This window comes from Paenirhodobacter hankyongi (assembly GCF_003664585.1).
Lineage (GTDB): Bacteria > Pseudomonadota > Alphaproteobacteria > Rhodobacterales > Rhodobacteraceae > Rhodobacter > Rhodobacter hankyongi.
Genome location: NZ_RCHI01000001.1, coordinates 59,974 through 81,691 on the forward strand (window position 1 = coordinate 59,974; position 21,718 = coordinate 81,691).

17 protein-coding genes are annotated in these 21,718 nt (G+C 68.8%); 6 read left to right on the forward strand and 11 right to left on the reverse strand.

Annotation, left to right across the window (positions count from 1 at the left end):
• The first annotated feature begins 119 nt into the window (after window positions 1-119).
• The 3 genes from DYS74_RS00285 (at window position 120) to DYS74_RS00295 (ending at window position 3,603) form a co-directional block, all read left to right on the forward strand.
• Window positions 120-1,052, forward strand: a complete 933-nt coding sequence (locus tag DYS74_RS00285) for a pirin family protein (RefSeq protein WP_121530167.1) — start codon at window positions 120-122, stop codon at window positions 1,050-1,052.
• 170 nt (window positions 1,053-1,222) lie between these two features.
• Window positions 1,223-2,290, forward strand: coding sequence for a phosphotransferase (locus DYS74_RS00290; protein WP_183077411.1), 1,068 nt, complete (start codon window positions 1,223-1,225; stop codon window positions 2,288-2,290).
• Entirely contained in the window at window positions 2,287-3,603 is a 1,317-nt protein-coding gene (locus DYS74_RS00295) for an aspartate aminotransferase family protein (RefSeq protein WP_121530169.1), read from the forward strand. The genes DYS74_RS00290 and DYS74_RS00295 overlap by 4 nt, the downstream gene beginning before the upstream one ends.
• Window positions 3,604-3,605: 2 nt before the next feature.
• Here DYS74_RS00295 and DYS74_RS00300 read toward each other — a convergent pair whose 3' ends face one another.
• Window positions 3,606-4,406, reverse strand: a complete 801-nt coding sequence (locus DYS74_RS00300) for an AraC family transcriptional regulator (RefSeq protein WP_121530170.1) — start codon at window positions 4,404-4,406, stop codon at window positions 3,606-3,608.
• A gap of 85 nt (window positions 4,407-4,491) precedes the next feature.
• On the opposite strand from DYS74_RS00300, the gene DYS74_RS00305 reads away from it, so the two are divergent.
• Complete coding sequence (locus tag DYS74_RS00305) at window positions 4,492-5,877, forward strand: SLC13 family permease (protein ID WP_121530171.1); 1,386 nt, start codon at window positions 4,492-4,494, stop codon at window positions 5,875-5,877.
• Window positions 5,878-5,881: 4 nt separating this feature from the next.
• Here the strand turns inward: DYS74_RS00305 and DYS74_RS00310 are convergent, their stop codons facing one another.
• The 8 genes from DYS74_RS00310 to DYS74_RS00345 all read right to left on the reverse strand — a co-directional run bounded on the left by DYS74_RS00310 (window position 5,882) and on the right by DYS74_RS00345 (window position 15,200).
• A complete protein-coding gene (locus DYS74_RS00310; protein WP_121530172.1) occupies window positions 5,882-6,853 on the reverse strand; it encodes a quinone oxidoreductase family protein in 972 nt (323 codons plus the stop codon).
• Window positions 6,854-6,865: 12 nt separating this feature from the next.
• Complete coding sequence (locus DYS74_RS00315; protein ID WP_113899162.1) at window positions 6,866-7,270, reverse strand: carboxymuconolactone decarboxylase family protein; 405 nt, start codon at window positions 7,268-7,270, stop codon at window positions 6,866-6,868.
• A gap of 22 nt (window positions 7,271-7,292) precedes the next feature.
• Window positions 7,293-8,792, reverse strand: coding sequence for a sugar ABC transporter ATP-binding protein (locus tag DYS74_RS00320; RefSeq protein WP_121530173.1), 1,500 nt, complete (start codon window positions 8,790-8,792; stop codon window positions 7,293-7,295).
• A 2-nt stretch (window positions 8,793-8,794) separates the two neighbouring features.
• Entirely contained in the window at window positions 8,795-9,841 is a 1,047-nt protein-coding gene (locus DYS74_RS00325) for a hypothetical protein (protein WP_121530174.1), read from the reverse strand.
• Window positions 9,838-11,961: an ABC transporter permease gene (locus DYS74_RS00330; RefSeq protein ID WP_121530175.1), complete on the reverse strand. Its 2,124-nt coding sequence runs from the start codon at window positions 11,959-11,961 to the stop codon at window positions 9,838-9,840. Before DYS74_RS00330 ends, DYS74_RS00325 begins: the two co-directional genes overlap by 4 nt.
• Before the next feature lie 91 nt (window positions 11,962-12,052).
• Window positions 12,053-13,087, reverse strand: coding sequence for a sugar ABC transporter substrate-binding protein (locus tag DYS74_RS00335; protein ID WP_121530176.1), 1,035 nt, complete (start codon window positions 13,085-13,087; stop codon window positions 12,053-12,055).
• Between the two features lie 61 nt (window positions 13,088-13,148).
• Window positions 13,149-14,120 (reverse strand): ABC transporter permease, encoded by a 972-nt coding sequence (locus DYS74_RS00340; RefSeq protein ID WP_121530177.1) that lies wholly within the window; start codon window positions 14,118-14,120, stop codon window positions 13,149-13,151.
• A 132-nt stretch (window positions 14,121-14,252) separates the two neighbouring features.
• Window positions 14,253-15,200 carry a LysR family transcriptional regulator gene (locus tag DYS74_RS00345; RefSeq protein ID WP_121530178.1) on the reverse strand — a complete coding sequence of 316 codons (948 nt, stop codon included), beginning with the start codon at window positions 15,198-15,200 and terminating at the stop codon, window positions 14,253-14,255.
• Window positions 15,201-15,449: 249 nt separating this feature from the next.
• Between DYS74_RS00345 and DYS74_RS00350 the strand changes: the two genes are divergently transcribed.
• Window positions 15,450-16,688 carry an aromatic ring-hydroxylating oxygenase subunit alpha gene (locus DYS74_RS00350; protein ID WP_121530179.1) on the forward strand — a complete coding sequence of 413 codons (1,239 nt, stop codon included), beginning with the start codon at window positions 15,450-15,452 and terminating at the stop codon, window positions 16,686-16,688.
• Between the two features lie 4 nt (window positions 16,689-16,692).
• Window positions 16,693-17,784 carry a hybrid-cluster NAD(P)-dependent oxidoreductase gene (locus tag DYS74_RS00355; RefSeq protein ID WP_121530180.1) on the forward strand — a complete coding sequence of 364 codons (1,092 nt, stop codon included), beginning with the start codon at window positions 16,693-16,695 and terminating at the stop codon, window positions 17,782-17,784.
• A gap of 87 nt (window positions 17,785-17,871) precedes the next feature.
• Here the strand turns inward: DYS74_RS00355 and metH are convergent, their stop codons facing one another.
• Window positions 17,872-20,595 (reverse strand): methionine synthase, encoded by a 2,724-nt coding sequence (metH, locus tag DYS74_RS00360; protein WP_121530181.1) that lies wholly within the window; start codon window positions 20,593-20,595, stop codon window positions 17,872-17,874.
• Between the two features lie 9 nt (window positions 20,596-20,604).
• Window positions 20,605-21,645: a homocysteine S-methyltransferase family protein gene (locus DYS74_RS18860; protein ID WP_121530182.1), complete on the reverse strand. Its 1,041-nt coding sequence runs from the start codon at window positions 21,643-21,645 to the stop codon at window positions 20,605-20,607.
• Window positions 21,646-21,718 lie beyond the last annotated feature (73 nt).

The window sequence follows — 21,718 nt, forward strand, 5'->3', positions numbered from 1 at the left end:
GGCGCGCCGGCGAAGCGGCCCGGCACAGAACCCGGCGTTCTCGAAATGCGAACGAATTGCATCTCACGCGTTTCATGATTTCGTGCTATCTCAGAGGCAATCAACGACAGGAGAACGCCATGAGCTGGAACCCCGCCCTCGCCCCGGGCGATCCCGACGCCGTCGGCCCCGACGCGATCGAGACCCTGATCATTCCCCGCGCCCGCGATCTGGGCGGCTTCGAGGTGCAGCGCGCACTGCCCTCGGTGCAGCGCCAGATGGTCGGGCCCTTCATCTTCTTCGACCACATCGGTCCGGCCGAGTTCCTCACCGGCAAGGGCATCGACATCCGGCCGCACCCGCATATCGGGCTGGGCACGGTGACCTATCTCTACCGCGGCGACTTCCACCACCGCGACAGCACCGGCGCCGATCAGGTGATCGTGCCCGGAGAGGTGAACTGGATGGTCGCGGGCAAGGGCGTGACCCATTCCGAGCGCACCAGCGAGGAAGGCAAGCACGGGCCGCACAGCCTTTACGGCATCCAGACCTGGATCGCGCTGCCCGAGGACCGCGAGGACATGGCCCCGGTGTTCGAGCATCACGGCAAGGGCGCGCTGCCGCTCTTCGAGGATGGCGGGGTCAGCGCGCGGCTGATCCTCGGCACCGCCTACGGCGAGGTGGCGCCGGCGACGATGTTCTCGGAAACCTTCTACCTCGACGTGACGCTGGCCCCCGGCGCCCGCTTCCCGCTGCCCGACGATCACGAGGACCGCGGCATCTATGTCACCGAGGGCGAGATCCGCGTCGCCGGCCAGCGCTTCGAGGCGGGGCGGATGATGGTCTTCCGCCCGGGCGACCGGATCACCGTCGAGGCGGGAGAGCGCGGCGCGCGGATCATGGCGCTTGGCGGTGCCACGCTGAACGGGCCGCGCCACATCTGGTGGAACTTCGTCGCCTCGAGCCGCGAGCGGATCGAACATGCGAAGGAAGAGTGGCGTGCGGCACGGTGGGGGCGGGGGCTGTTCGACCTGCCCGCCACCGACCACGACGAGTTCATTCCGCTGCCCTGAGCCGGTCTGCCTCACTCCGCTGCCCCGGTGCATTGACGCGCCGGGGCGCTTGGTGAACTAATCGGCGCCGGACGAAGGCTGCCCCATCGCGCGGGGCGCCGATGCGGAGGCGCTGCGATGACCCACTTCCCCTTGCGACCGGCGCGCGCGCCCCGTTTCCGGGCGTGCCGATGAGCAACGCGCTCTCCGACCCGATCTTCGCCGTCCTCCTCGACAGCCCGCCGCCGCCCGTCGATACCGCGGCGGCCGAGGCGCTGTTGCGCGATCTGTGGGGGATTGAGGGGCGGGCCGAGAGCCTGGCTTGCGAGCGCGACGCGAATTTCCGCATCACCACCGAGGCCGGGCCGGGCTATGTGCTGAAGGTCGCAAACCCGGCCGAGGCGCGCGCCACCACCGCGTTTCAGGTCGAGGCGCTGCGCTGGCTGGAAGGCCGCACCCCGGCCCTGCCGGTGCCGCGGATGGTCGCGACGGGGACGGGCGATTTCCTTGCGCCGCTTGCCCTTGACGACGGACGGAACAGCACGGTGCGGCTGCTCAGCTGGGTGCCGGGCACGCCGGTGGCGCGCACGGGCGGGGCAGGGCGGCTGGCGGCACAGATCGGCACGCTGGCCGCGCAACTGGGCGCGGGGCTGGCGGGCTTCCGCCATCCCGCCTCGGGGCACGAGATCCTGTGGGACATCCGCCACCTGCCGCGGCTGATGCCGCTGCTCGCATCGCTGCCCGCCGGCGCCTTGCGCGACCAGCTTCAGGCCGAGATCGACCATTTCGCCGCCGCGGTGGCGCCGCGTCTGCCCGCGCTGCGCTGGCAGGTGGTGCACAATGACCTCAACCACCACAACATCGTCATCGACCCGCAGGCGCCCGAGCGGATCGCGGGCGTGCTCGACTTCGGCGACATGGTGCGCACGCCGCGCGCCGTCGATGTCGCGGTGGCGGCCTCCTATCTCACCCATCTCGAGGAGGATCCGCTTGCCCCGGTGGCGCGGATGGTCGCGGCCTATGCCGCGGTCACGCCGCTTGATGCGGCCGAGGTCGAGCTGCTGCGCGACCTGATCGTGGCGCGGCTGGTCGCCTCGATCACCATCACCGAGTGGCGCGCGGCGCGCTATCCGGAGAATGCCGAGTATATCTTGCGAAACAACCGCGGCGCGCGGGCCGGGATGGCGGGCTTTGCCGCCCTGCCGCGCGAGGTGGTCACGGCGGCACTGCGGGCCGCGGCTGAGGAGGGCGTGCGATGACGCGCGAGACGATGGTGAACGCCTATGTCGAGGGGGCAGCCGACCTCGATGCCGAGACCGCGGCGCTGATCGCGCGGCGGCAGGCGCTGCTCGGGCCCGCCTATCGGCTGTTCTACGAAAAGCCGCTGCATCTGGTGCGGGGCGAGGGCGCATGGCTCTATGATGCCGCGGGCGAGGCCTATCTCGACGCCTACAACAACGTCACTTCGGTCGGGCATTGCCACCCGAAGGTGGTGGCGGCGATTGCCGCGCAGGCGGGGGTTCTGGCGACCCATACCCGCTATCTGCACGCGGGCGTTCTGGACTATGCCGAGCGGCTGCTCGCCACGCTGCCGGACGAGATCGGGCAGATGATGTTCACCTGCACCGGCTCCGAGGCGAATGACCTTGCGGTGCGGATCGCGCGCGCCTTCACCGGCGGCACCGGCATCATCGTGACCGAGACTGCCTATCACGGCGTCACCCAGGCGGTGGCGGAGTTCTCGCCCTCGCTCGGCCCCGCGGTCGATCTGGGCGTGCATGTGCGCACCGTGCCCGCCCCCGACAGCTACCGCGAGGCGGATGTGGCAGGCGCCTTCACCGCCTCGGTCGAGGCGGCGATCGCCGATCTGACCCGCCACGGCATCCGCCCGGCGCTCTTCATCTGCGACGGCATCTTCGCCTCGGACGGGGTGTTCGACGGGCCGGCGGGCTTCCTGCAGGGCGCGGTGGCCGCGATCCGTGCCGCGGGCGGGCTTTACATCGCCGACGAGGTGCAGTCGGGCTTTGGCCGCACCGGCGACGCGATGTGGGGGTTCCAGCGCCACGGCGTCACCCCCGACATCGTGACCATGGGCAAGCCGATGGGCAATGGCTATCCGGTCGCGGGCGTCGCGCTGCGCCCCGAGGTGGTCGCCGAGTTCGGCCGCAAGGCACGCTATTTCAACACTTTCGGCGGTAATGCCGTGGCGGTTGCGGCGGCGACCGCGGTGCTGGACGTGATCGAGGGCGAGGGGCTGGTCGCGAACGCCCGCGACGTCGGCGCGCATCTGCGCGACGGGCTGCGCGGGCTGGCGGCGCGTCATCCCTGCATTGGCGACGTGCGCGGCGCGGGGCTCTTCATCGGCGTCGAGATCGTCTCGGACCGCGCCGCGAAGACCCCAGATCCGGCGCGCACGGCGGCCATCGTCAATGGGCTTCGCGCGGAGCGCGTGCTGATCTCGGCCTGTGCCAAGGGCGCGAATGTGCTGAAGATCCGCCCGCCGCTGATCTTCACCCGCGAGCAGGCCGACCTGCTGGTGGCGCGGCTTGACCGGGTGCTTGGCGGGCTCTGAGCCTAACCCATCAGGAAGCTCTGCGGCGGCCGGCCGAATTGCGCGCGGAAGGCGGCGACGAAGGCGCTCGGGCTGCGATAGCCGAGCGACCAGGCGATCTCGGTGCTGCTTTGCCCGCGCTCGAGCCGCTCGATCGCCGCCATCAGCCGCAGCCGGCTGCGCCACTGCCGGAAGGTGAGCCCGGTCTCGGCGCGGAACAGCCGTTCCAGCGTGCGCGGGCTCGCCCCGGCCAGGGCCGCCAGATCGGCGAGCGGGCGCGCCTCGTCGGGGCTCTCGCGCAGGTGCCGCATCAGCCGCACCAGCCGCGCGTCATGCGCGCCGGGCAGGCTGAAGGGCGCCTCGGCCAGCGCCTCGATCTCGTCGGCGATGACCGCGGCCAGATGCAGCCGCCGCGCGTCGAAGGGAGCGTCGGTCGTCAGCGCGGCCAGCCGCAGGATCAGCTCGCGCAGCAGCGGCGTCAGCAGCAGCACGGCGCAGCGCGGCACCTGCCGGCGCAGCGGCAACGAGGGGTCGACGTAGAGGTTGCGGATCTCGACCTCGGTCTCGGTGGTGACGTGGTGGTCGGTGCCGCCCGGGATCCAGACCGCATGGCTGGGCGGCACGATCCAGACGCCGCCGCGGCTTGTCACCCGCAACACCCCCTGCATCGCCCAGATCAGCTGGCCGCGCGGGTGGCTGTGAGGCTCGACCATCTGCCCGGCCGGCATCTGCCCGCTGTGCACCAGCACCGGGCGCGCGGGATCGCGCACGAAGCCCGCGCCGCTGGCGGGCCGGGTTGGCGTTTCGGCGACATCCTTTGTCATGATGATGGTCTAACGCAGGGGCGCGCGCCGGGCTAGTGTGGCGACGAGTGCGAACGGGGGGCCCATGTCAGTCGCAAGAATTTCGATGAAACCGCTTTTCGTCGCGCTGGTCGTGCTGGCGGCGCTGGTGCTGGCGTTGCTGCCGCCCGCCGGGCTGACACTCGAGCAGGCGCGCACGCTCGGCATCGTGCTGGTCACGCTGGCGCTCTGGGCGACGGGGGTGGTGCCGGGCTATCTGGCCAGCCTGATCTTCTTCGCCGTGGTGCTGATCCTCGGCCTCGCGCCGGCCGCCACGGTCTTTGCGGGCTTCGGCTCGACTGCGGTCTGGCTGATCGTCTCGGGCTTCGTCATCGGCACGGCGATCGGCGTGTCGGGCCTTGGCGGGCGACTGGCCGAAGCGGTGGGGCCGGTGCTCGGCCGCTCCTATCCCTGGCTCATTGGCGGGCTGATGGGCGTGGCGATGGCGCTCGGCTTCCTGATGCCCTCCTCGGTCGGGCGTGCCGTGGTGCTGGTGCCGATCGGCATGGCGCTGGCCGACCGGGCGGGCTTTGGCCGCGGCTCGAACGGGCGGATCGGCATTGCCGCGGTGCTGGCGATCGGCTGCAACATGCCGAGCTTTGCGATCCTGCCCTCGAACATCCCGAACATGGTGCTGTCGGGCGCGGCCGAGACCATCCACCACGTCCATTTCGGCTATACCGAATACCTGCTGCTGCATTACCCGGTGCTGGGCATTCTCAAGGCGGCGCTGACCGTCGCGCTGGTGCTGCGCCTGTTCCCGGCCGAGGTCGGTGCGCCGCTGCCGCGCGTGCTCGAGGCAGAGGCCGCGGCGGGCGCGAACCCCGGCGAGCGCGGCAAGCAGATCCGGGTGGCGGTGATCCTGCTTGCGACGCTCGTGCTGTGGATGACCGACAGCTGGCACGGGGTGAACGCGGCCTGGGTCGGGCTGGTCGCGGCGGTGATCCTGCTGATGCCGGGGATCGGCGTGGTGACGCCGCCGGCCTTCAGGCAGGGCGTCGACTTCGGCATGCTGCTGTTCGTCGTCGGTGCGCTGGCGCTTGGGGCGATGGTCAATGCCTCGGGGCTCGGTGCGCTGCTGGGCGCGGGGCTGCAAAAGGTGCTGCCGATGGCGCCCGGCGCCGAGGCGACGAATTTCCTGTCGCTCGTCGCGATGGCGAGCGGCACCGGCCTCTTCGCCACCGTGCCGGGGGTGCCCGCGGTGCTGACGCCGATGGCGCAGGATCTGGCCACCCTCACCGGTTTCAGCCTGAAGGCGGTGCTGATGACCCAGGTGATCGGCTTCTCGACGGTGTTCTTCCCCTATCAGGTCGGGCCCCTGGTGGTGGCGATGCAGCTCTCGGGCGAGCGGCTTTCCCACCTCGTCAAGGTGGTGCTGCCGCTCGCGCTGCTCACGCTTCTCGTGCTCGCCCCGCTCGACTTCCTGTGGTGGAAGCTCCTGGGCTGGATCTGACGCGTCAGGGGATCAGGACCGTGGTGCCGGTGGTGCGCCGCCCCTCGAGTGCCGCATGCGCCTCGGCCGCCTCGCTGAGCGGCCGCGTCGCCACCACGTCGGCGCGGACCTCGCCGCGTTCGAGCCGGGCGAACAGATCGGCGGCGCGGCGTTCGAGGTCTTCGCGCGCATCGACATAATCAAAGAGCATCGGCCGGTTCGCCGACAGCGAGCCCCGGGCCAGGTCGGAGAGCTTGAAATCCTCGATCATCCCCGAGGACTGGCCGAAGTTCACGAACATGCCGAAGCGCTTCAGACAGGCGAGCGAGCCGCGCCAGGTGTCGCGCCCGACGCTGTCATAGACCGCGGCGCAGAGCGCGCCCCGGGTCAGCCGCGCGACCTCGGGGGCGAAGTCGGTGGCGGTGTAGTCGATGACGTCGCTGTAGCCGTGCTGAAGCGCCAGCGCGACCTTGGCGGGCCCGCCCGCGGTGCCGATCGCCCGCGCCCCGATCGCGCGCAGCCACTGGCCGAGGAGCAGCCCGACGCCGCCCGCCGCCGCATGGACAAGAACGGTGTCGCCCGGCTGCACCGCGTAGGACGAGGTGACGAGGTATTGCGCCGTCAGCCCCTTCAGCATGACGCTTGCCGCCACCGTGTCGGGGATCGCGTCGGGCAGCCGCACCAGCCGGTCCGCGGGCACCACGCGGCGGGTGCGATAGGCGCCGAATTTCAGCACATAGGCCACCCGGTCGCCGGGCCGCACCGTGTCGACGCCGGGGCCCACCGCCTCGACCACCCCCGCGGCCTCGGCGCCGGGGATCATCCTGCCCTCGGGCCAGGGGTACAGGCCCGAGCGGTGATAGACGTCGATGAAATTCACCCCGATCGCGGTGTGGCGGACCAGCGCCTCGCCGGGGCCGGGGGCGGCGGTCTCGACCGCGCTCCATTCCATCACCTCGGGGCCGCCCGGGCGGCGGGCGACAAGGGCCATGTCCATCGCGCGGCCTCCTTACAGCTGGAATTCGGGATCGACCGGGATCTGCATCCCGGTGACGAGGTGGTTCGTCTGCGCCGCGAGCGCGACGATCGACAGAAGCTCGGCGTGCTCGGCCGCGCCCATGCCCTTCGCCTTCGCCTGCGCGGTGTGCGAATGCACGCAATAGCTGCAGCTGTTGGCGATCGAGACCGCGACATAGATCATCTCGCGCGTCTTCGGGTCGATCTCGCCGGGCACGGTCATCACCGCCTTCAGCCCCTCCCAGGTGCGCGCAAGAAGCCCCGCGTCGAAGGCGAGCGCGCGCCAGAAGTTGTTGATGAAGTCGGTCTTGCGCGTCGCGCGGATGTCGTCGAACACCGCCTTGACCGCGGGGATCGTCTCCGCCTCGGCATCGCTCATCAGTTTCACGGTCGCCATCGCGTCCTCCTTTTTCCGCCGCTCAATGCACGGCGGCATACATGATCCTGGCCTCGGTCGCCTCGCCGGGCGAGAATTCCTCGACGATCCGGCCCTGACGGCACACGAGGATGCGGTCGGAGAGGTTCATCACCTCGGGCAGGTAGGAGGAAATCACCACCACCGCGAGCCCCTCGTTCGCGAGCCGGTTGATCAGCGCGTGAATCTCGGCAATCGCGCCGACGTCGACGCCGCGGGTGGGTTCGTCGAAGATGACGAGCCGCGGTTTCTGCACCAGCCCCTTGCCGATCACCACCTTCTGCTGGTTGCCGCCCGACAGCTCGACCACCCGGGCATTCTCGTTGATCGCGCGGATGTTCAGGGTCTGCGTCCACTCGGCCGCCACCGCCGCCATCTCGGCGCGCCCGACATACCAGGCGTGATCGTGCCCCGCCGCCAGAAGCCCGGAATAGATGTTCTCGGCAATCGACATCGTCTCGAAGAAGCCCTCGGCCTTGCGGTCCTCGGTGATGTAGACGATGCCGTCGCGCACCGCCTCGCGCGGGACGGTATAGCGTACCGGCCGGCCGTCGAGCGCCACCGCCCCGCCGCGCAGGAAGTCGCGCTTGTAGATCCCCGAGACCACCTTGAAGGTCTCGGTCCGGCCCGAGCCCACCAGGCCGAAGACCCCGGTGACCTGCCCGGCGAAGATGGAAAACGAGGTGTTGCGCACCATCGCCCCCATCGACAGGTCCTGCACCGACAGCACCTTTTGCCCGGCCTTGCGGGTGCCCGCGGCCGAGCGGTCGCGGTAGAGCGCATCGGACAGCGTGCGCCCGACCATCGCGGCGACGATCGTCTCGCGGGTGAACCCGGCGGTCGGGCCCGTCGCCACCAGCTCGCCGTCGCGCAGGATGGTGATGCGGTCGGAGAGGTCGAGCGCCTCCTCGAGCGCGTGCGAGATGAACACGATCGACACGCCGCGCGCCTTCAGCCGGCGGATCAGCGCGAAGAAGTGGCGCTTTTCCTCGGGGGTCAGCGTCGCGGTCGGCTCGTCGAAGATGATCACCTCGGCGTTGTGATGGACGGCGCGGGCGATCTCGACCATCTGCTTCTTGGCGGCGCCCAGCGTCTCGACCATCGCCGCCGGATCGACCGGGAAGTTCAGCGATTGCAGGAATTGCTGGGCCGAGATGTAGGTGCCGCGCAGCCGGTTCAGGAACTTCTCGGAGCCGAGATAGAGGTTCTGTGCCACCGTCATCGAGGGCACGAGCGAGGTCTCCTGGAAGACCATCGCGATGCCGGCCTCGAGCGCCGCGTTCGGCGTGGCGAAGACCGTCTCGCGGCCATGGAGCCACATCCGCCCGGAACTGGGCGCGACGACCCCCGCCATCATCTTCGTCAGCGTCGACTTGCCGGCGCCGTTCTCGCCCAGAAGGGCGTGGATCTCGCCCTTGCGCAGTTCGAAATCGACCTCGCGCACGGCGGGGACGCCGCGATAGGCCTTGGTGATCTTCTCGAGCCGCAGGATCGCATCGTCCATGCTCAGCCCTCCGCCGGCAGGGTGACGAGGACGTCGCCGCCCTTCGAGGCGACGACAAGCCGGCCCGCATGCACGATCGCCGAGCATACGCCATGGCGGTGGCCGTTGGCGCGGCTGTGCGCGCTCGAGACCGGGTTCATCTGCCGGTCGAGCCGCACCACAAGGCCCCAGGAGCGCGAGGGCGACCAGGGCTTGTGCACGCCCATGGTGCGGATGCCGCCGCATTGCAGCGGTTCGAGGAAGCTGCGCCCCGAGGCGAGCGCCGGCGCGATCCAGTAGTCGCGCGGCACCTCGCGGATCATGTCCTCGCGGTAATGGGTTTCGTGCAGCACGAATTCGATCAGCCGGTTGCGCGGCGCAAAGACCGCAAGCACCGCACCGCCGTCGGGGGTGGGCGAGATCCGCGCGGGATAGCCCGGGATCATCTCGATCAGCGGTTTCAGCCCGCCCTCGGCATTCAGTTCCATCACCCGGTGCCGCCAGCTTTCGGAAAAGGCGATGGTGCCGCCCGGGCGCGGGCAGAGCCCGTTCGGCCAGGCGAGATCCTGTGCCACCTTGTGGAAGGGCTGTCCCTCGGCGCGGCGCACCCAGATCGAGCCGGTGGCGCGCCGCTTCATCAGATCGGCGGCCCAGTCCGAGGGCGCGTGCTCGGCCGAGCCGTTCGTCAGCCACAGCGCGCCATCGGCGGCAAAGGCAAGGCCGGTGATCGCGCGCACCTCGGGCAGCAGGTGCTGCGCCACCCCGTCGACCAGCAGCACGCCAGTTTCCAGCGCCACCGCAAGCTGGCCCTCGGCCGAGACGGCGAGCGCGGTCACCGGTGCGTCGAAGCGCTGGAGAAGCAGGGGCTCGGCGCCCGGCACGAGGCGGTAGAGCGCATTGCCCGAGGAGGCGATGAGGTCGCCACCGAGCACGGCGAGGTTGTCGGGTTCGGCAAGACGCGCCAGCACCGGCGCCTCGTCAAGCGCGGTATTCGGCCGGAACGCGCCGTCCATCGGCGGGATCGTCACCGCCTTGCCGCGAAACAGGTCGAGGATCGGATCGAAGATCATGCGCGGGTCCCCCAATAGGCGCGCATCCCGGTCCACTCGGGGTCGGCGCCCTCGATCCGGTAGCGGCCGATGCGGTTGTTCAGGATGCCGCCGATGAACAGCTCGCCCTTGTGCTCGCGCATCGAGGTGACCATCGGGTGGTTCTCGCCGGTGAGGTCGCCGAAGGTCTGCAGGATGCGGCCGCTGTCGTCGAATTTCACGATGCCGCCGGTGTTGATGTTCGGGAACAGCCAGTCGTCCTGCGGCAGGCGGCGGGTCATCCGCTTGCGCATCGCCGGATGGCGCAGGCTGAGATCGAAGCTTGGCGTGCGCATGCCGAGCCAGGCCATCCAGTAGGTGCCGTCCGAGGCGCGGTTGATGTTGTCGGTATAGCCCGGCATGTCCTTGATCACGCATTCCGCGGTGCCGGCCTTCGGCCCCTCGAGCCAGTAGCGATGGATCCGGCAAGCCCAGCTTTCGGCGAAATAGAGCGACTTGCCGTCATGGGCCATGCACACGCCGTTGGTGTAGCGATAGCCATCGAGCAGCGTCTTCGTCGAGCCGTCCCGGGGATCATAGACCAGCAGCCGCCCGGTGCCGCGGTTCTCGATGCTGTCGAGTGTCCAGTCATGCGCGTCATAGCGCTTCGTCGAGTCGGTGAAATAGATCCGCCCGTCCGGCGCGATGTCGAGGTCATTGGGGTCGCGCAGCCGCGCGTCATCCTGCACCGAGGTGAGCGAACGCCGGGTCTCGGCACTCAGCCGCGTCACGGTGCGGTCGGGCGCGATCTTGTAAAGCCCCATGGCGCCCACGCAGGAGATCAGGTTGCCGTCGCGGTCGAAGGCGAGGCCGAGGGGGAAGCCGCCGACATGGGCGAAGACCTCGGAACGGGTGTAGTCGGGCGCGAAATAGCGCACGATCTCGCCATGCCGGGTGCCACAATACAGATGGTCGTCGGCGTCGAGGATCACGTCCTCGGGCCCCTCGAGCTCGCCCAGCCCGATATGCTCGGCTGCGGCGAGGCGGTTGTTCAGCGCATAGGGCGTGCCCGAATGCGGCTCGGCCGACTGGGGCTCGCCCATCTTCAGATAGACCGGCGCGACATAGACCTCGTTCAGCACCTTGTGGCGGTTCTTCAGCCAGCGGATGTCGATGGTGACGGCGACGGCCAGCATGATGCCCAGGACCATCTGGTTGGTGCCGGTGCCATAGCCCAGGCGAATGAGCCCGTTCGTCATCACCAGCACGATCACCGCGCCCATCAGCCCCTTGACCACCGAGCCGCGCCCGCCGCCGAGGGCATTGCCGCCGACGACCGCCGCGGTGAGGGCGAGGATCTCGAGCCCGGCGCCGGTGCCCGGGCCCGCGCCCGAGAGCCGGCAGGCGATCAGGAACCCCGCCGCGCCCGAGCACAGGCCCGAGAAGACATAGGTCAGGAACACCGTGCGCCGGACCTTGATGCCGGCGTTATGCGCCGAGCGGCGCGAGCCGCCGACGGCGAGGATGTGCCAGCCGATGCGGGCGCGGGTCAGGGTGACGTGGGTGACGAGCGCCAGCAGCCCGGCCGCGATCACCGGCACCGACAGCCCGGCGAAGGTGCCGTCGCCGATGAAGTCCCACGCATCCGAGCTGGCAAAGGACATCTGGATCGCGGCGCCGAACTGCACCACCAGGATGTCGAAGACGGCGCGGCCGATGATGAAGGTGACCAGCGTGGTCAGGAACGCACGCAGCCGCAGGAAGCCGACGAGATAGCCGTTGATCGCGCCGAAAAGCGCGCCGGTCGCCAGCGCCGCCAGGAAGGCCGCCCAGACCGGCAGGCCGAGGATGAAGAACGAGCCCACCGAGGCGAAGGTCGCCAGCGCGAAGATCGACCCCACCGAGAGGTCGATGCCGCCGCCGAGCATCACCACCGTGAGACCGATCACCACGATCGCGAACTCGCCCAGCTGGCGGGTCGATTCCTGCAGGCTGAACGGGTTGAAGAACCCGGGGATCGCCGTGCCGAAGAGCGCGATCACCGCCACCAGCACGAGGAACGGGATCGCGTTGTCGGTCCAGCGCTTGGTCAGGATCTCGCCGATCAGGTGATCGGGAATGAGGTTGTAGCGCAGGGCCTGCAGGCGTTCGCGTGACGGCATGTCGGGGATGTCCGGCTCGGGGGAGGGGAGGGGCGGCCCCGCAGGGCCGCCCCGGTTCGCGTGAGTGGTCGTCGCGTGAGTGGGGAAGGGCTTACTTCGCCGCCGCCTGCAGCGCCTGCAGCGCCTGCAGATCCCAGCAGGTGCCGGGGGTCAGGTCGGCCTTGGTGGTGGCCTTGAGCAGCGTGTAGAGATAGGCAGACGAGGTGCCCGGCGCCTGACCGCTTTGCAGCAGGTACTTGATCATCGCCACCATGTCGCTCGACTCGTGGGCGAGATCGGTCATCACCACGGCGTCATAGGTGCCATCCTCGAGCCGGTCGCAATCGGCGGTCTTTTCGCCGCCGCCGGTGGTCACGAGGTAGACCTTGTCCTGCAGCCCCGCATCCCGGATCGCGGCGGCGGCGCCGGTCGCGTCGCCGTCCCAGAAGTCGATGATGCCGCAGATGTCGGGGTTTTGCTGCAGCATCGTGGTGGTCACGTTGCGCGAGGTGGTGGCGTCCCAGTTCGAGTCGGGTTTCGCCACGACCTGGAAATCGGGATATTTCGCCAGCACCTCCATGATGCCCGCATATTGGAACAGGCTGGTGGCGTTGACCTGATCGCCCTGGACAAGGCCGATCTTCTTCGAGCTGCCCTCGCCACAGCCCTTGACCACCGCCTCGGCCTCGAGCCGGCCAAGCTGGGTCCAGTCCGAGCCGGTGTAGACGTCGGCCTTGAAGTTCGCCGGGTTGTCGACAAGGATCACATAGATCCCGGCCTGCTGCGCCTTCTTCAGCAGCTTCGAATAGCTGTTCAGGTCGGGCGACATCACGATCAGCACGTCGGGCTTCTCGGCCGAAGAGATCGCTTCGGTGATCGCCTGCGCGCCGGCCTCGGCCGACCAGTTCGGGTCGCGGGTCTCGAGCGTGCCACCGAAGGCGTCGATCTCGCGCTTGAGGAAGGCGGTCCAGCCCTGCGCCAGGTCGAAGCCCATCGACAGCGGCACCAGCATCACCTTCTTGCCCTTCAGCGCGGCCGAATAGGCGGCCGGGCCCGGATCGTCGAGGGCGGCGGCGGGCAGCGTCGCGGCGCCGAGGAACCCCGCGGCCGCGGCGGTCATCAAGGCAGTCTTCAGCAGTGTCTTCATGTCGTTACCCCTGTTGGAAATGGCCCGCCGCCCGGATCGCGCGCGGGGGCGGTCGTCGGTCTCAGATGTCGCCTTGCTGCGCGGTCTGCTCGTCGCGCGGGTTCAGCACGCCGTCGAAGATGATCGCGGCCAGCAGGATCGCGGACTTGATCAGGTTCTGATAGAGAAGCGGGATGTCGAGGATGGTCATCGCGTTCAGCATGATGCCGATCAGCGCGGCGCCGATCAGCACGTTGCGCACGCCGCCCTTGCCGCCCGCGAGCCCGATGCCGCCGATCACCGTCACCAGAACGATGTCGTAAAGCTGGGGCGAGTTCACCACGCGGGTGTTCATCGACTGCAGGCTGCCCGCGGTCAGGATCCCGGCGGCGAAGGCGACGAGCGATGAGAGCACGTAACGCAGCACCAGCATCGGGCGCACCGGCATGCCGACATTGCGCGCCGCCGCCGGGTTGTCGCCCGCGTAATAGACATAGCGCCCCCATTTGGTGAAGCGCAGGAAGACGAAGGCGGCAAGGGCGAGACCGGCGAAGACGAAGACCTCGACCGGCACGTCGGCAAGCCGCAGCGCGCCGAGCTCGGCCACCCAGTGCCCGGGCGGCACCGGCACCGCGTCCGAGCCGATCAGCTGCGAGCGCACGAGCCCGTAGACGAAGGAGGCCGAGGCGAGGGTGACGAAGATCGCCGGCACCTCGGCATAGGCGACAAGGAAGCCGTTCGCGAAGCCGATCGCCACCACGCCGGCAAGGGCCAGACCAAGCGCCGCGCCGTCGCTCATGCCGTTGCCCAGCATTTGCAGATACCACGCCACCGACATCGCCATCACCGCCACCATCGACAGGTCGATGCCACGGCCGATCACGATGATCGCCATGCCGAGCGCGAGGATGCCCAGCACCGAAACCGAGCGCACGATCGCCACCAGATTGTCGGCGGTGAAGAACCCCGGCAGGGTCAGCGCCGCGACGACGAAGATTGCCACCGCGATCGCGAAGACGATGCGCTCCTGATTGAGGGATCCGAGAAAACCCATCGGCAAGACCTTCCTGTGGCGGCCGTCCTCTTGCGGGGCGGGCCGATCCGGTCAGGCTAGTCGCGCGCGCGCAGCACGGTCCAATGAATAATTTCGACCAAAACCGATGCGAAACCGGAATGGATCCGGGGGTCAGACCACCTGCAGCCGGCCATAGCGGGCGGCGGGCAGGCGGCCGTCCTCGGGGGCCTGATCGGCGCGGATATGGGCGCCGAGCTCCTCGATGAAGCGCCGGCCATAGAGCGGCAGCCCGGCCCGCGCGTTCCACATCGCGCAGATGCCGAACTGCACCGGGTCGCCATTCAGTGCGATCGGCCGGCTCACCAGCCGCTCGACCGGGGGCTTGGCCGAGGAGGGCACCACCGCGATGCCGTTGCCGCCCTCGGCCATGGCGAACAGCGTGTGCGGCGAATAGCTTTCCAGCACGATGTCGGCGACGGTCCCCGAGACCCGGCAGGCGGCGTCGAACACCTCGCGCGAGGCATGGCGGCGGTTCAGCGTCAGGATCGGCCGGTCGAGCAGATCGGCCAGTTCAACCGGCGCATTGCCCTCGGGCAACAGTTCCGGCTCGGCCACGGCGAGAAAGCCGAGCTGGCCGAGCGGCAGGCTTTCGAGCACGTCGATCGGCGCCGAGGGCGCGGCTGAGAGGGTCAGGTGCAGCTGCCCGTCCTTGAGCTTGCCGGCCAGTTCCGGCCCGCCGCCATCCTCGAGCCGCAGCTCGATCCCCGGATTGGCCGCGCGCCAGCCGCGCAGGAAGGTGGGCAGATAGCGCTCGATCATCTGCGAGCAGGCGCCGACGCGCAAAAGCCCGGCGTCGCCCTTCGCCAGATCCTCGGCGCAGGCCAGCAGGCTGCGATCGGCGGCAAGCACCGCACCGACGCGGCCACGCAGCGCCTCGCCCGCGGCGGTCAGGCGGATGTTGCGCCCGGCCTTCTCGAACAGTGCCACGCCCAGGTGATCCTCGAGCGCCTTGATCTGCCGCGACAGCGCCGATTGCGTCAGGTTCAGCCGTTCGGCCGCGCGGGTGACGTTCAGTGTCTCGGCGGTGGCGGCGAAGGCGGTGTAGGTGCGGATGTCCATGGGCGCTCCGGTTTGGCCGGGGAAAGCCTAGGCGCGGGCAGGGCGATGCGTCAACAATCCTGCTGCATCCGCGGCGGCGCGAAGCGGCAGGTCTTTTTCCGTCGATCCGGTGTCGCAAATGTTGATCGGCGCCACGAAAACTCTGGCTAGAGTGGGCTCATGCGGCCCCGTCCGCAGCGAGTCACGGCGGCCTGCCGCCCCCCTTCAGCCCGATCCGTGCGCAAGGCGCGGAGCCAACAGAGGTGCCACATGCTGGGCAAGACCGAAATCCGCGCGCTTCTCGATGCACGCCGCCCGAACTATGCGCTCGAACGCGATCTCTACTGCGATCCGGGCGTCTTCGAGGCGGATCTCGAGCAGATCTGGTACAAGGAATGGCTGTTCGCGATTCCGGCGGTGCAGCTGACCAAGACCGGCGCTTATGCGACGCTGCAGATCGGCGCCTATCCGGTCGTCATCGTGCGCGGCGCCGACGGCGCGATCCGCGCCTTCCACAACGTCTGCCGCCACCGCGGCCAGCGGCTGTGCGCGAAGGAAACCGGCTCGGCGCCGAAGATCGTGTGCCCCTATCACCAGTGGACCTACGAGCTGGACGGCCGGCTGCTTTACGCGAAGGACATGCAGCAGAGCTTCGACCCGGCGGCGCACGGGCTGAAGCCGGTGGCGTGCAAGACCATCGGTGGCATGGTCTTCGTCTGCCTCGCGGACACGCCCCCCGACACCGCGCTTCTGGAAGAGAAGCTGTCGACCTATCTCGCCCCCTCGGGCATCGCGGAGGCCAAGGTCGCCTTCACCTCGACCATCGTCGAGAAGGGCAACTGGAAGCTCGTGCTGGAAAACAACCGCGAGTGCTATCACTGCGGCGGCTCGCACCCCTCGCTGTGCCGCACCTATTCCGACAGCCCGACGATGACCGCGATGGAAGGCCCCGACAGCGCCGCGCCCGAGATCCTCGAGCACTGGAAGCGCTGCGAGGAGGCCGGCCTGCCCTCGCGCTTCACCAACGAGCCGAAGATGCAGTGGCGTCTGGCCCGCATTCCGCTGCTGAACAACGCCGAGAGCTACACCATGAGCACGAAGCGCGCGGTCAACAAGCTGATGGGGCAGATGCCCTTCTTCGATGCCGGCTCGCTGCTGTTCTACCACTACCCCAACAGCTGGAACCACTTCCTCGCCGATCACGCGATCGTCTTCCGGGTGCTGCCGGTCAGCGCCACGGAAACCCTCGTCACCACCACCTGGCTGGTGCCGAAGGATGCGGTCGAGGGCGAGGATTACAACCTCAAGGAACTGACCGAGGTCTGGGAAGCGACGAATGACGAAGACCGCCGCGTCGTCGAGGAGAACCAGAAGGGCATCCTGTCGCCGGCCTACGAGCCCGGCCCCTATTCGACCGTGGTCGAGGAGGGCGTGATCCAGTTCATCGACTGGTATTGCGACCTGATGTCGGCGCGTCTTGCGCCCCGACCCGCGCTGGCGGCGGAGTGATCGGATGGCGAAACCCCGGCTGAACTGGGGCGCCGAGCCCTGGCAGGATTCGGAGCCGCTTGAATGCGCGATGGTGGTGCCGGAGACCTCCGACACCGCCACCTTCACCTTCCGCGCGCCCTCGGGCGCGTGGTTCGACTATCAGCCGGGGCAGTTCGTCACCCTCGACCTGCCGGTCGATCCGGCGAAGGGGGCGGCCGGGAACGTGCAGCGCACCTACACGATCTCGTCGAGCCCGTCGCGGCCGCTCTCGATCTCGGTCACGGTGAAGGCGCAGAAGGACAGCATCGGCACGCGCTGGATGCTCGATCACCTGAAGCCCGGGATGCGGATCCGCGCCTTCGGGCCCTCGGGGATCTTCTCCTTCCTGCGCCACCCGGCGAAGAAATACCTGTTCATCTCGGCGGGCTCGGGGATCACCCCGATGATGTCGATGACCACCTGGGCCTGGGATTCGGGCGAGATGCCCGACATCGCCTTCGTCCACGCCGCGCGCCGGCCCTCGGACATCATCTTCCGCGAGCGGCTGGAGCAGTTCGCGAACCGGGTGCCGGGGCTGCAGCTGCGCCTGACCGTCGAGGAGCCGGATCCGTTCCGCTTCTGGCCCGGCTATCACGGCCGGCTGAACCAGATCATGCTGGGCCTGATGGCACCCGACTATCTGGAGCGCGAGGTGTTCTGCTGCGGGCCCGAGCCCTTCATGCAGGCAGTGCGCGAGATGCTGATCTCGCTCGGCTATGACATGGAGCATTACCACCAGGAAAGCTTCGGTGCCCCGGTGGCGACCGAGGCCGAGGCGCCGGTGATCGAGGACGTCACCCCCGAGGAAGGGGTGAAGGCCGAGGTCACCTTCACCGAAAGCGGCGTCACCGCGCCCTGCGCCGAGACCGACACGATCCTGGCCGTCGCCAAGCGGTCGGGGCTGAACATCCCCTCGGGCTGCACCTTCGGGCTGTGCGGCACCTGCAAGGTGAAGAAGGTCTCGGGCGAGGTGCACATGGTGCACAACGGCGGGATCTCGGACGAGGATATCGAAGAGGGCTGGATCCTTGCCTGCTGCTCGAACCCGATGGGCAAGGTCGAGGTCGAGGTCTGACCCGTTCAGGGGCCGGCAAGAGCCACCACTCACAGACTGAAACGCCCGCCATTTCCGGCGGGCGTTTTCTTGTCTGCGGAGGAGGGTTCAGGCGGCCGAGCTGGCCACCGGAACGTAGTTCAGCACCGGGGCAAGCCAGCGCTCGGCCTCGGCGAGCGTCATGCCCTTGCGACGGGCGTAATCCTCGGCCTGATCGCGTTCGACCCGGGCGACGCCGAAGTAATAGGCCTCGGGATGGGCGATATAGAGGCCCGAGACCGACGAGCCGGGCCACATCGCCATGCTGTCGGTCAGCGTCACCCCGGTCGCTTCGGTGGCGTCGAGCAGATCGAAGAGCGTGACCTTCTCGGTGTGGTCGGGCTGGGCGGGATAGCCCGGGGCGGGGCGGATGCCGCGATAGGGCTCGGCGATCAGCTCCTCGGGGGAATAGCCCTCGTCGGGCGCATAGGCCCAGAACTCGCGCCGCACGCGGGCATGCAGCAGCTCGGCCAGCGCCTCGGCGATGCGGTCGGCCAGCGCCTTGACCATGATCGCGCCATAGTCGTCATTGGCGCGTTCATAGCGCGCGGCGATTTCCTGCTCCTCGGGGCCCGCGGTCACCACGAAGCCGCCGACATGGTCGGGCACGCCCGCCGGGCCGACGAAATCGGCCAGCGCCACGTTCGGCCGGCCCTCGCGCTTGCGGGTCTGCTGGCGCAGGGTGTGCAGCGTGGCCAGCGGCGTCGCCCGGTCCTCGCCGGTGAAGAGCCGGATGTCGTCGCCCTCGGCATTCGCCGGCCAGAAGCCAACCACCGCCTTGGGGTTGAACCACTTCTCGGCGATGATGCGGTCAAGCATCGCCTGCGCATCGGCGAACAGCGCGCGCGCCGCCTCGCCCTGCTTCTCGTCCTCGAGGATGCGCGGATAGATGCCCTTCAGCTCCCAGGTCTGGAAGAACGGGGTCCAGTCGATATAGCGCGCGATCTCGGCCAGGTCCCAGTCGGCCAGAACCTTCGTGCCGAGGAAGCGCGGCGCCGGCGCGGCATAGCCCGCCCAGTCGATCGCCAGCGCATTCGCCCGCGCCTCGGCCAGCGGCAGGCGCTGCTTCGCCAGTTCCGCGCGCTCGTGCCGCTCGGCCACGTCGCGATACTCGGCGCGGACCTGGTCGATATAGGCGACCTTGTGCTCGGCGCTCAGCAGCTGGCTGACGACGCCCACGGCGCGGCTCGCATCGGTGACATAGACCGCCTGGCTGTGGGTGTAGCGCGGCGCGATCTTCACCGCCGTATGCACCTTCGAGGTGGTCGCGCCGCCGATCAGCAGCGGAATGTCGAAGCCCTCGCGCTCGAGCTCGGCGGCCATGTGCACCATCTCGTCGAGCGAGGGGGTGATCAGACCCGAGAGCCCGATCGCGTCGACCTGCTCGGCCTTCGCCACCTCGAGGATCTTCTGCGGCGGCACCATCACGCCAAGGTCGATGATCTCGTAATTGTTGCACGCCAGCACGACGCCGACGATGTTCTTGCCGATGTCGTGCACATCGCCCTTCACCGTCGCCATCAGCACCTTGCCTGCGGTCTCGCGGCCGGTGCCGCCATTCGCGGCCTTTTCCTCTTCCATGTAAGGCAGCAGCACCGCCACCGCCTGTTTCATCACACGGGCCGATTTCACCACCTGCGGCAGGAACATCTTGCCCGCGCCGAAGAGGTCGCCGACGACGTTCATGCCGGCCATCAGCGGCCCCTCGATCACATCGAGCGGACGGGTGGCGGCCTGACGGGCCTCCTCGGTGTCGGCCTCGATGAATTCGGTGATGCCGTTGACCAGCGCATGTTCGAGCCGCTTCGCCACCGGCCAGTCGCGCCAGGCGAGGTCGCGCGCCTTCTCCTCCTTCGCGCCCGCGCCCTTGAAGCGTTCGGCGATGGTCAGAAGCCGTTCGGTCGCGGTGCCGCCGACCTTGGGGGCGCGGTTCAGCACCACGTCCTCGCAGGCCTCGCGCAGCTCGGGGTCGATCTGGTCGTAGACGGCAAGCTGGCCGGCGTTGACGATGCCCATGTCCATCCCCGCCTGAATGGCGTGGTAGAGGAAGACCGCGTGCATCGCCTCGCGCACCGGTTCGTTGCCGCGGAAGCTGAACGATAGGTTCGACACCCCGCCCGAGACATGGGCGTAAGGCAGGTTCTGCCTGATCCAGCGCGTCGCCTCGATGAAGTCGACGCCGTAATTGTCGTGTTCCTCGATTCCCGTCGCCACCGCGAAGATGTTCGGGTCGAAGATGATGTCCTCGGGCGGGAAGCCGAGCTCGTCCACGAGGATGCGATAGGCGCGCTCGCAGATCCGGGTCTTGCGCTCGAAACTGTCGGCCTGGCCCTTTTCGTCGAAGGCCATCACCACCACCGCGGCGCCATAGGCGAGGCAGAGCGAGGCATGGGCGCGGAAGGCGTCCTCGCCCTCCTTCAGGCTGATCGAGTTGACGATCGGCTTGCCCTGCACGCATTGCAGGCCGGCCTCGATCACCTCCCATTTCGAGCTGTCGATCATCACCGGCACGCGGGCGATGTCGGGCTCGGCGGCGACGAGGTTCAGGAACTCGACCATCGCGGCCTTCGAATCGATCAGCCCCTCGTCCATGTTGATGTCGATCACCTGTGCGCCGTTCTCGACCTGGCTACGGGCCACTTCCAGCGCCGCGGCATAGTCGCGATTGGTGATCAGCTTGCGGAACCGCGCCGAGCCGGTGACGTTGGTGCGCTCGCCCACGTTCACGAAGGGGATGTCGGGGGTGAGGGTGAAGGGTTCGAGCCCGGAGAGGCGCAGCAGGTGGTTGGTCATGGTCGTACCTCAGGCGGGGATCTTGCGGGGGGCGAAGGGACGCACCGCCTCGGCGATGGCGCGGATATGCTCGGGCGTGGTGCCGCAGCAGCCGCCGACGACGTTCACCAGCCCCTCGCGGGCGAAGTCGGCCACTTGCCGGGCGGTGTCCTCGGGGCCCTCGTCATACTGGCCGAAGGCATTCGGCAGACCGGCGTTCGGATAGGCGCAGATCCTCGTGTCGGCAACGGCCGACAGTTCCGCCAGATGCGGGCGCATCGCGGCGGCGCCAAGGGCGCAGTTCAGCCCCACGGTGAAGGGCTGCGCGTGCTGCACCGAATACCAGAAGGCGGTCGGCGTCTGGCCCGAGAGGGTGCGCCCCGAGGCATCGGTGATCGTGCCCGAGATCATCAGCGGCAGCCGCGCGCCGTGCTCGGCGAAGGCCTCGAAACAGGCGAAGATCGCGGCCTTGGCGTTCAGCGTGTCGAAGATCGTCTCGATCAGGATCAGGTCCGAGCCGCCGGCGATCAGGCCGCGCACCTGCTCGCCATAGGCGCGGCGCAGGTCGTCGAAGGTGACAGCGCGATAGCCCGGATCGTTCACGTCTGGGCTGATCGAGGCGGTGCGGTTCGTGGGCCCGACGGCGCCGGCGACGAAGCGCGGCCGGCCGTCCTCGGCCTCGGCGCGGTCCATCGCCCGGCGGGCCAGGCGGGCGCCCTCGCGGTTCAGCTCGAACACCTTGTCTTCCATGCCGTAATCGGCCTGCGCGATGGTGGTCGAGGAAAAGGTGTTGGTCTCGACGATGTCGGCACCGGCGCGGGCATAGCGCAGGTGGATCTCCTCGATCGCCTCGGGCTGGGTCAGGATCAGCAGGTCGTTGTTGCCCTTCTGCGGCTTGTCCGAATGGATGTGGCAGGCGCAGCCGCCGCCGCAGCCGGTATAATCCTCTTCGCTCAGGCCAAGGCTCTGGATCTGCGTGCCCATGGCGCCGTCGAGGATCAGGATGCGCTCGCGGGAAAGCGCCTCGAGGCGGGCGAAGGCCTCGGTGCGGGGCAGGCGAAGGTTGATCATCGGCGTACGGGCCTCCTTGCAAAGCAGCAAAGACCCTACTGCGCCGGCAACCCGCGCGCAAATTCATAATTTT

Excerpts from the sequence above, each read along its gene's own strand:
- DYS74_RS00300 (WP_121530170.1), bottom strand. The coding sequence starts at position 4,406 with ATGACAAAGGATGTCGCCGAAACGCCAACCCGGCCCGCCAGCGGCGCG.
- DYS74_RS00305 (WP_121530171.1), top strand. The coding sequence starts at position 4,492 with ATGAAACCGCTTTTCGTCGCGCTGGTCGTGCTGGCGGCGCTGGTGCTG.
- DYS74_RS00350 (WP_121530179.1), top strand. The coding sequence starts at position 15,450 with ATGCTGGGCAAGACCGAAATCCGCGCGCTTCTCGATGCACGCCGCCCG.
- DYS74_RS00330 (WP_121530175.1), bottom strand. The coding sequence starts at position 11,961 with ATGCCGTCACGCGAACGCCTGCAGGCCCTGCGCTACAACCTCATTCCC.
- DYS74_RS00285 (WP_121530167.1), top strand. The coding sequence starts at position 120 with ATGAGCTGGAACCCCGCCCTCGCCCCGGGCGATCCCGACGCCGTCGGC.
- DYS74_RS00320 (WP_121530173.1), bottom strand. The coding sequence starts at position 8,792 with ATGGACGATGCGATCCTGCGGCTCGAGAAGATCACCAAGGCCTATCGC.
- DYS74_RS18860 (WP_121530182.1), bottom strand. The coding sequence starts at position 21,645 with ATGATCAACCTTCGCCTGCCCCGCACCGAGGCCTTCGCCCGCCTCGAG.
- DYS74_RS00290 (WP_183077411.1), top strand. The coding sequence starts at position 1,223 with ATGAGCAACGCGCTCTCCGACCCGATCTTCGCCGTCCTCCTCGACAGC.
- DYS74_RS00315 (WP_113899162.1), bottom strand. The coding sequence starts at position 7,270 with ATGGCGACCGTGAAACTGATGAGCGATGCCGAGGCGGAGACGATCCCC.
- DYS74_RS00310 (WP_121530172.1), bottom strand. The coding sequence starts at position 6,853 with ATGGACATGGCCCTTGTCGCCCGCCGCCCGGGCGGCCCCGAGGTGATG.
- DYS74_RS00355 (WP_121530180.1), top strand. The coding sequence starts at position 16,693 with ATGGCGAAACCCCGGCTGAACTGGGGCGCCGAGCCCTGGCAGGATTCG.
- metH (WP_121530181.1), bottom strand. The coding sequence starts at position 20,595 with ATGACCAACCACCTGCTGCGCCTCTCCGGGCTCGAACCCTTCACCCTC.
- DYS74_RS00295 (WP_121530169.1), top strand. The coding sequence starts at position 2,287 with ATGACGCGCGAGACGATGGTGAACGCCTATGTCGAGGGGGCAGCCGAC.
- DYS74_RS00335 (WP_121530176.1), bottom strand. The coding sequence starts at position 13,087 with ATGAAGACACTGCTGAAGACTGCCTTGATGACCGCCGCGGCCGCGGGG.
- DYS74_RS00340 (WP_121530177.1), bottom strand. The coding sequence starts at position 14,120 with ATGGGTTTTCTCGGATCCCTCAATCAGGAGCGCATCGTCTTCGCGATC.
- DYS74_RS00345 (WP_121530178.1), bottom strand. The coding sequence starts at position 15,200 with ATGGACATCCGCACCTACACCGCCTTCGCCGCCACCGCCGAGACACTG.
- DYS74_RS00325 (WP_121530174.1), bottom strand. The coding sequence starts at position 9,841 with ATGATCTTCGATCCGATCCTCGACCTGTTTCGCGGCAAGGCGGTGACG.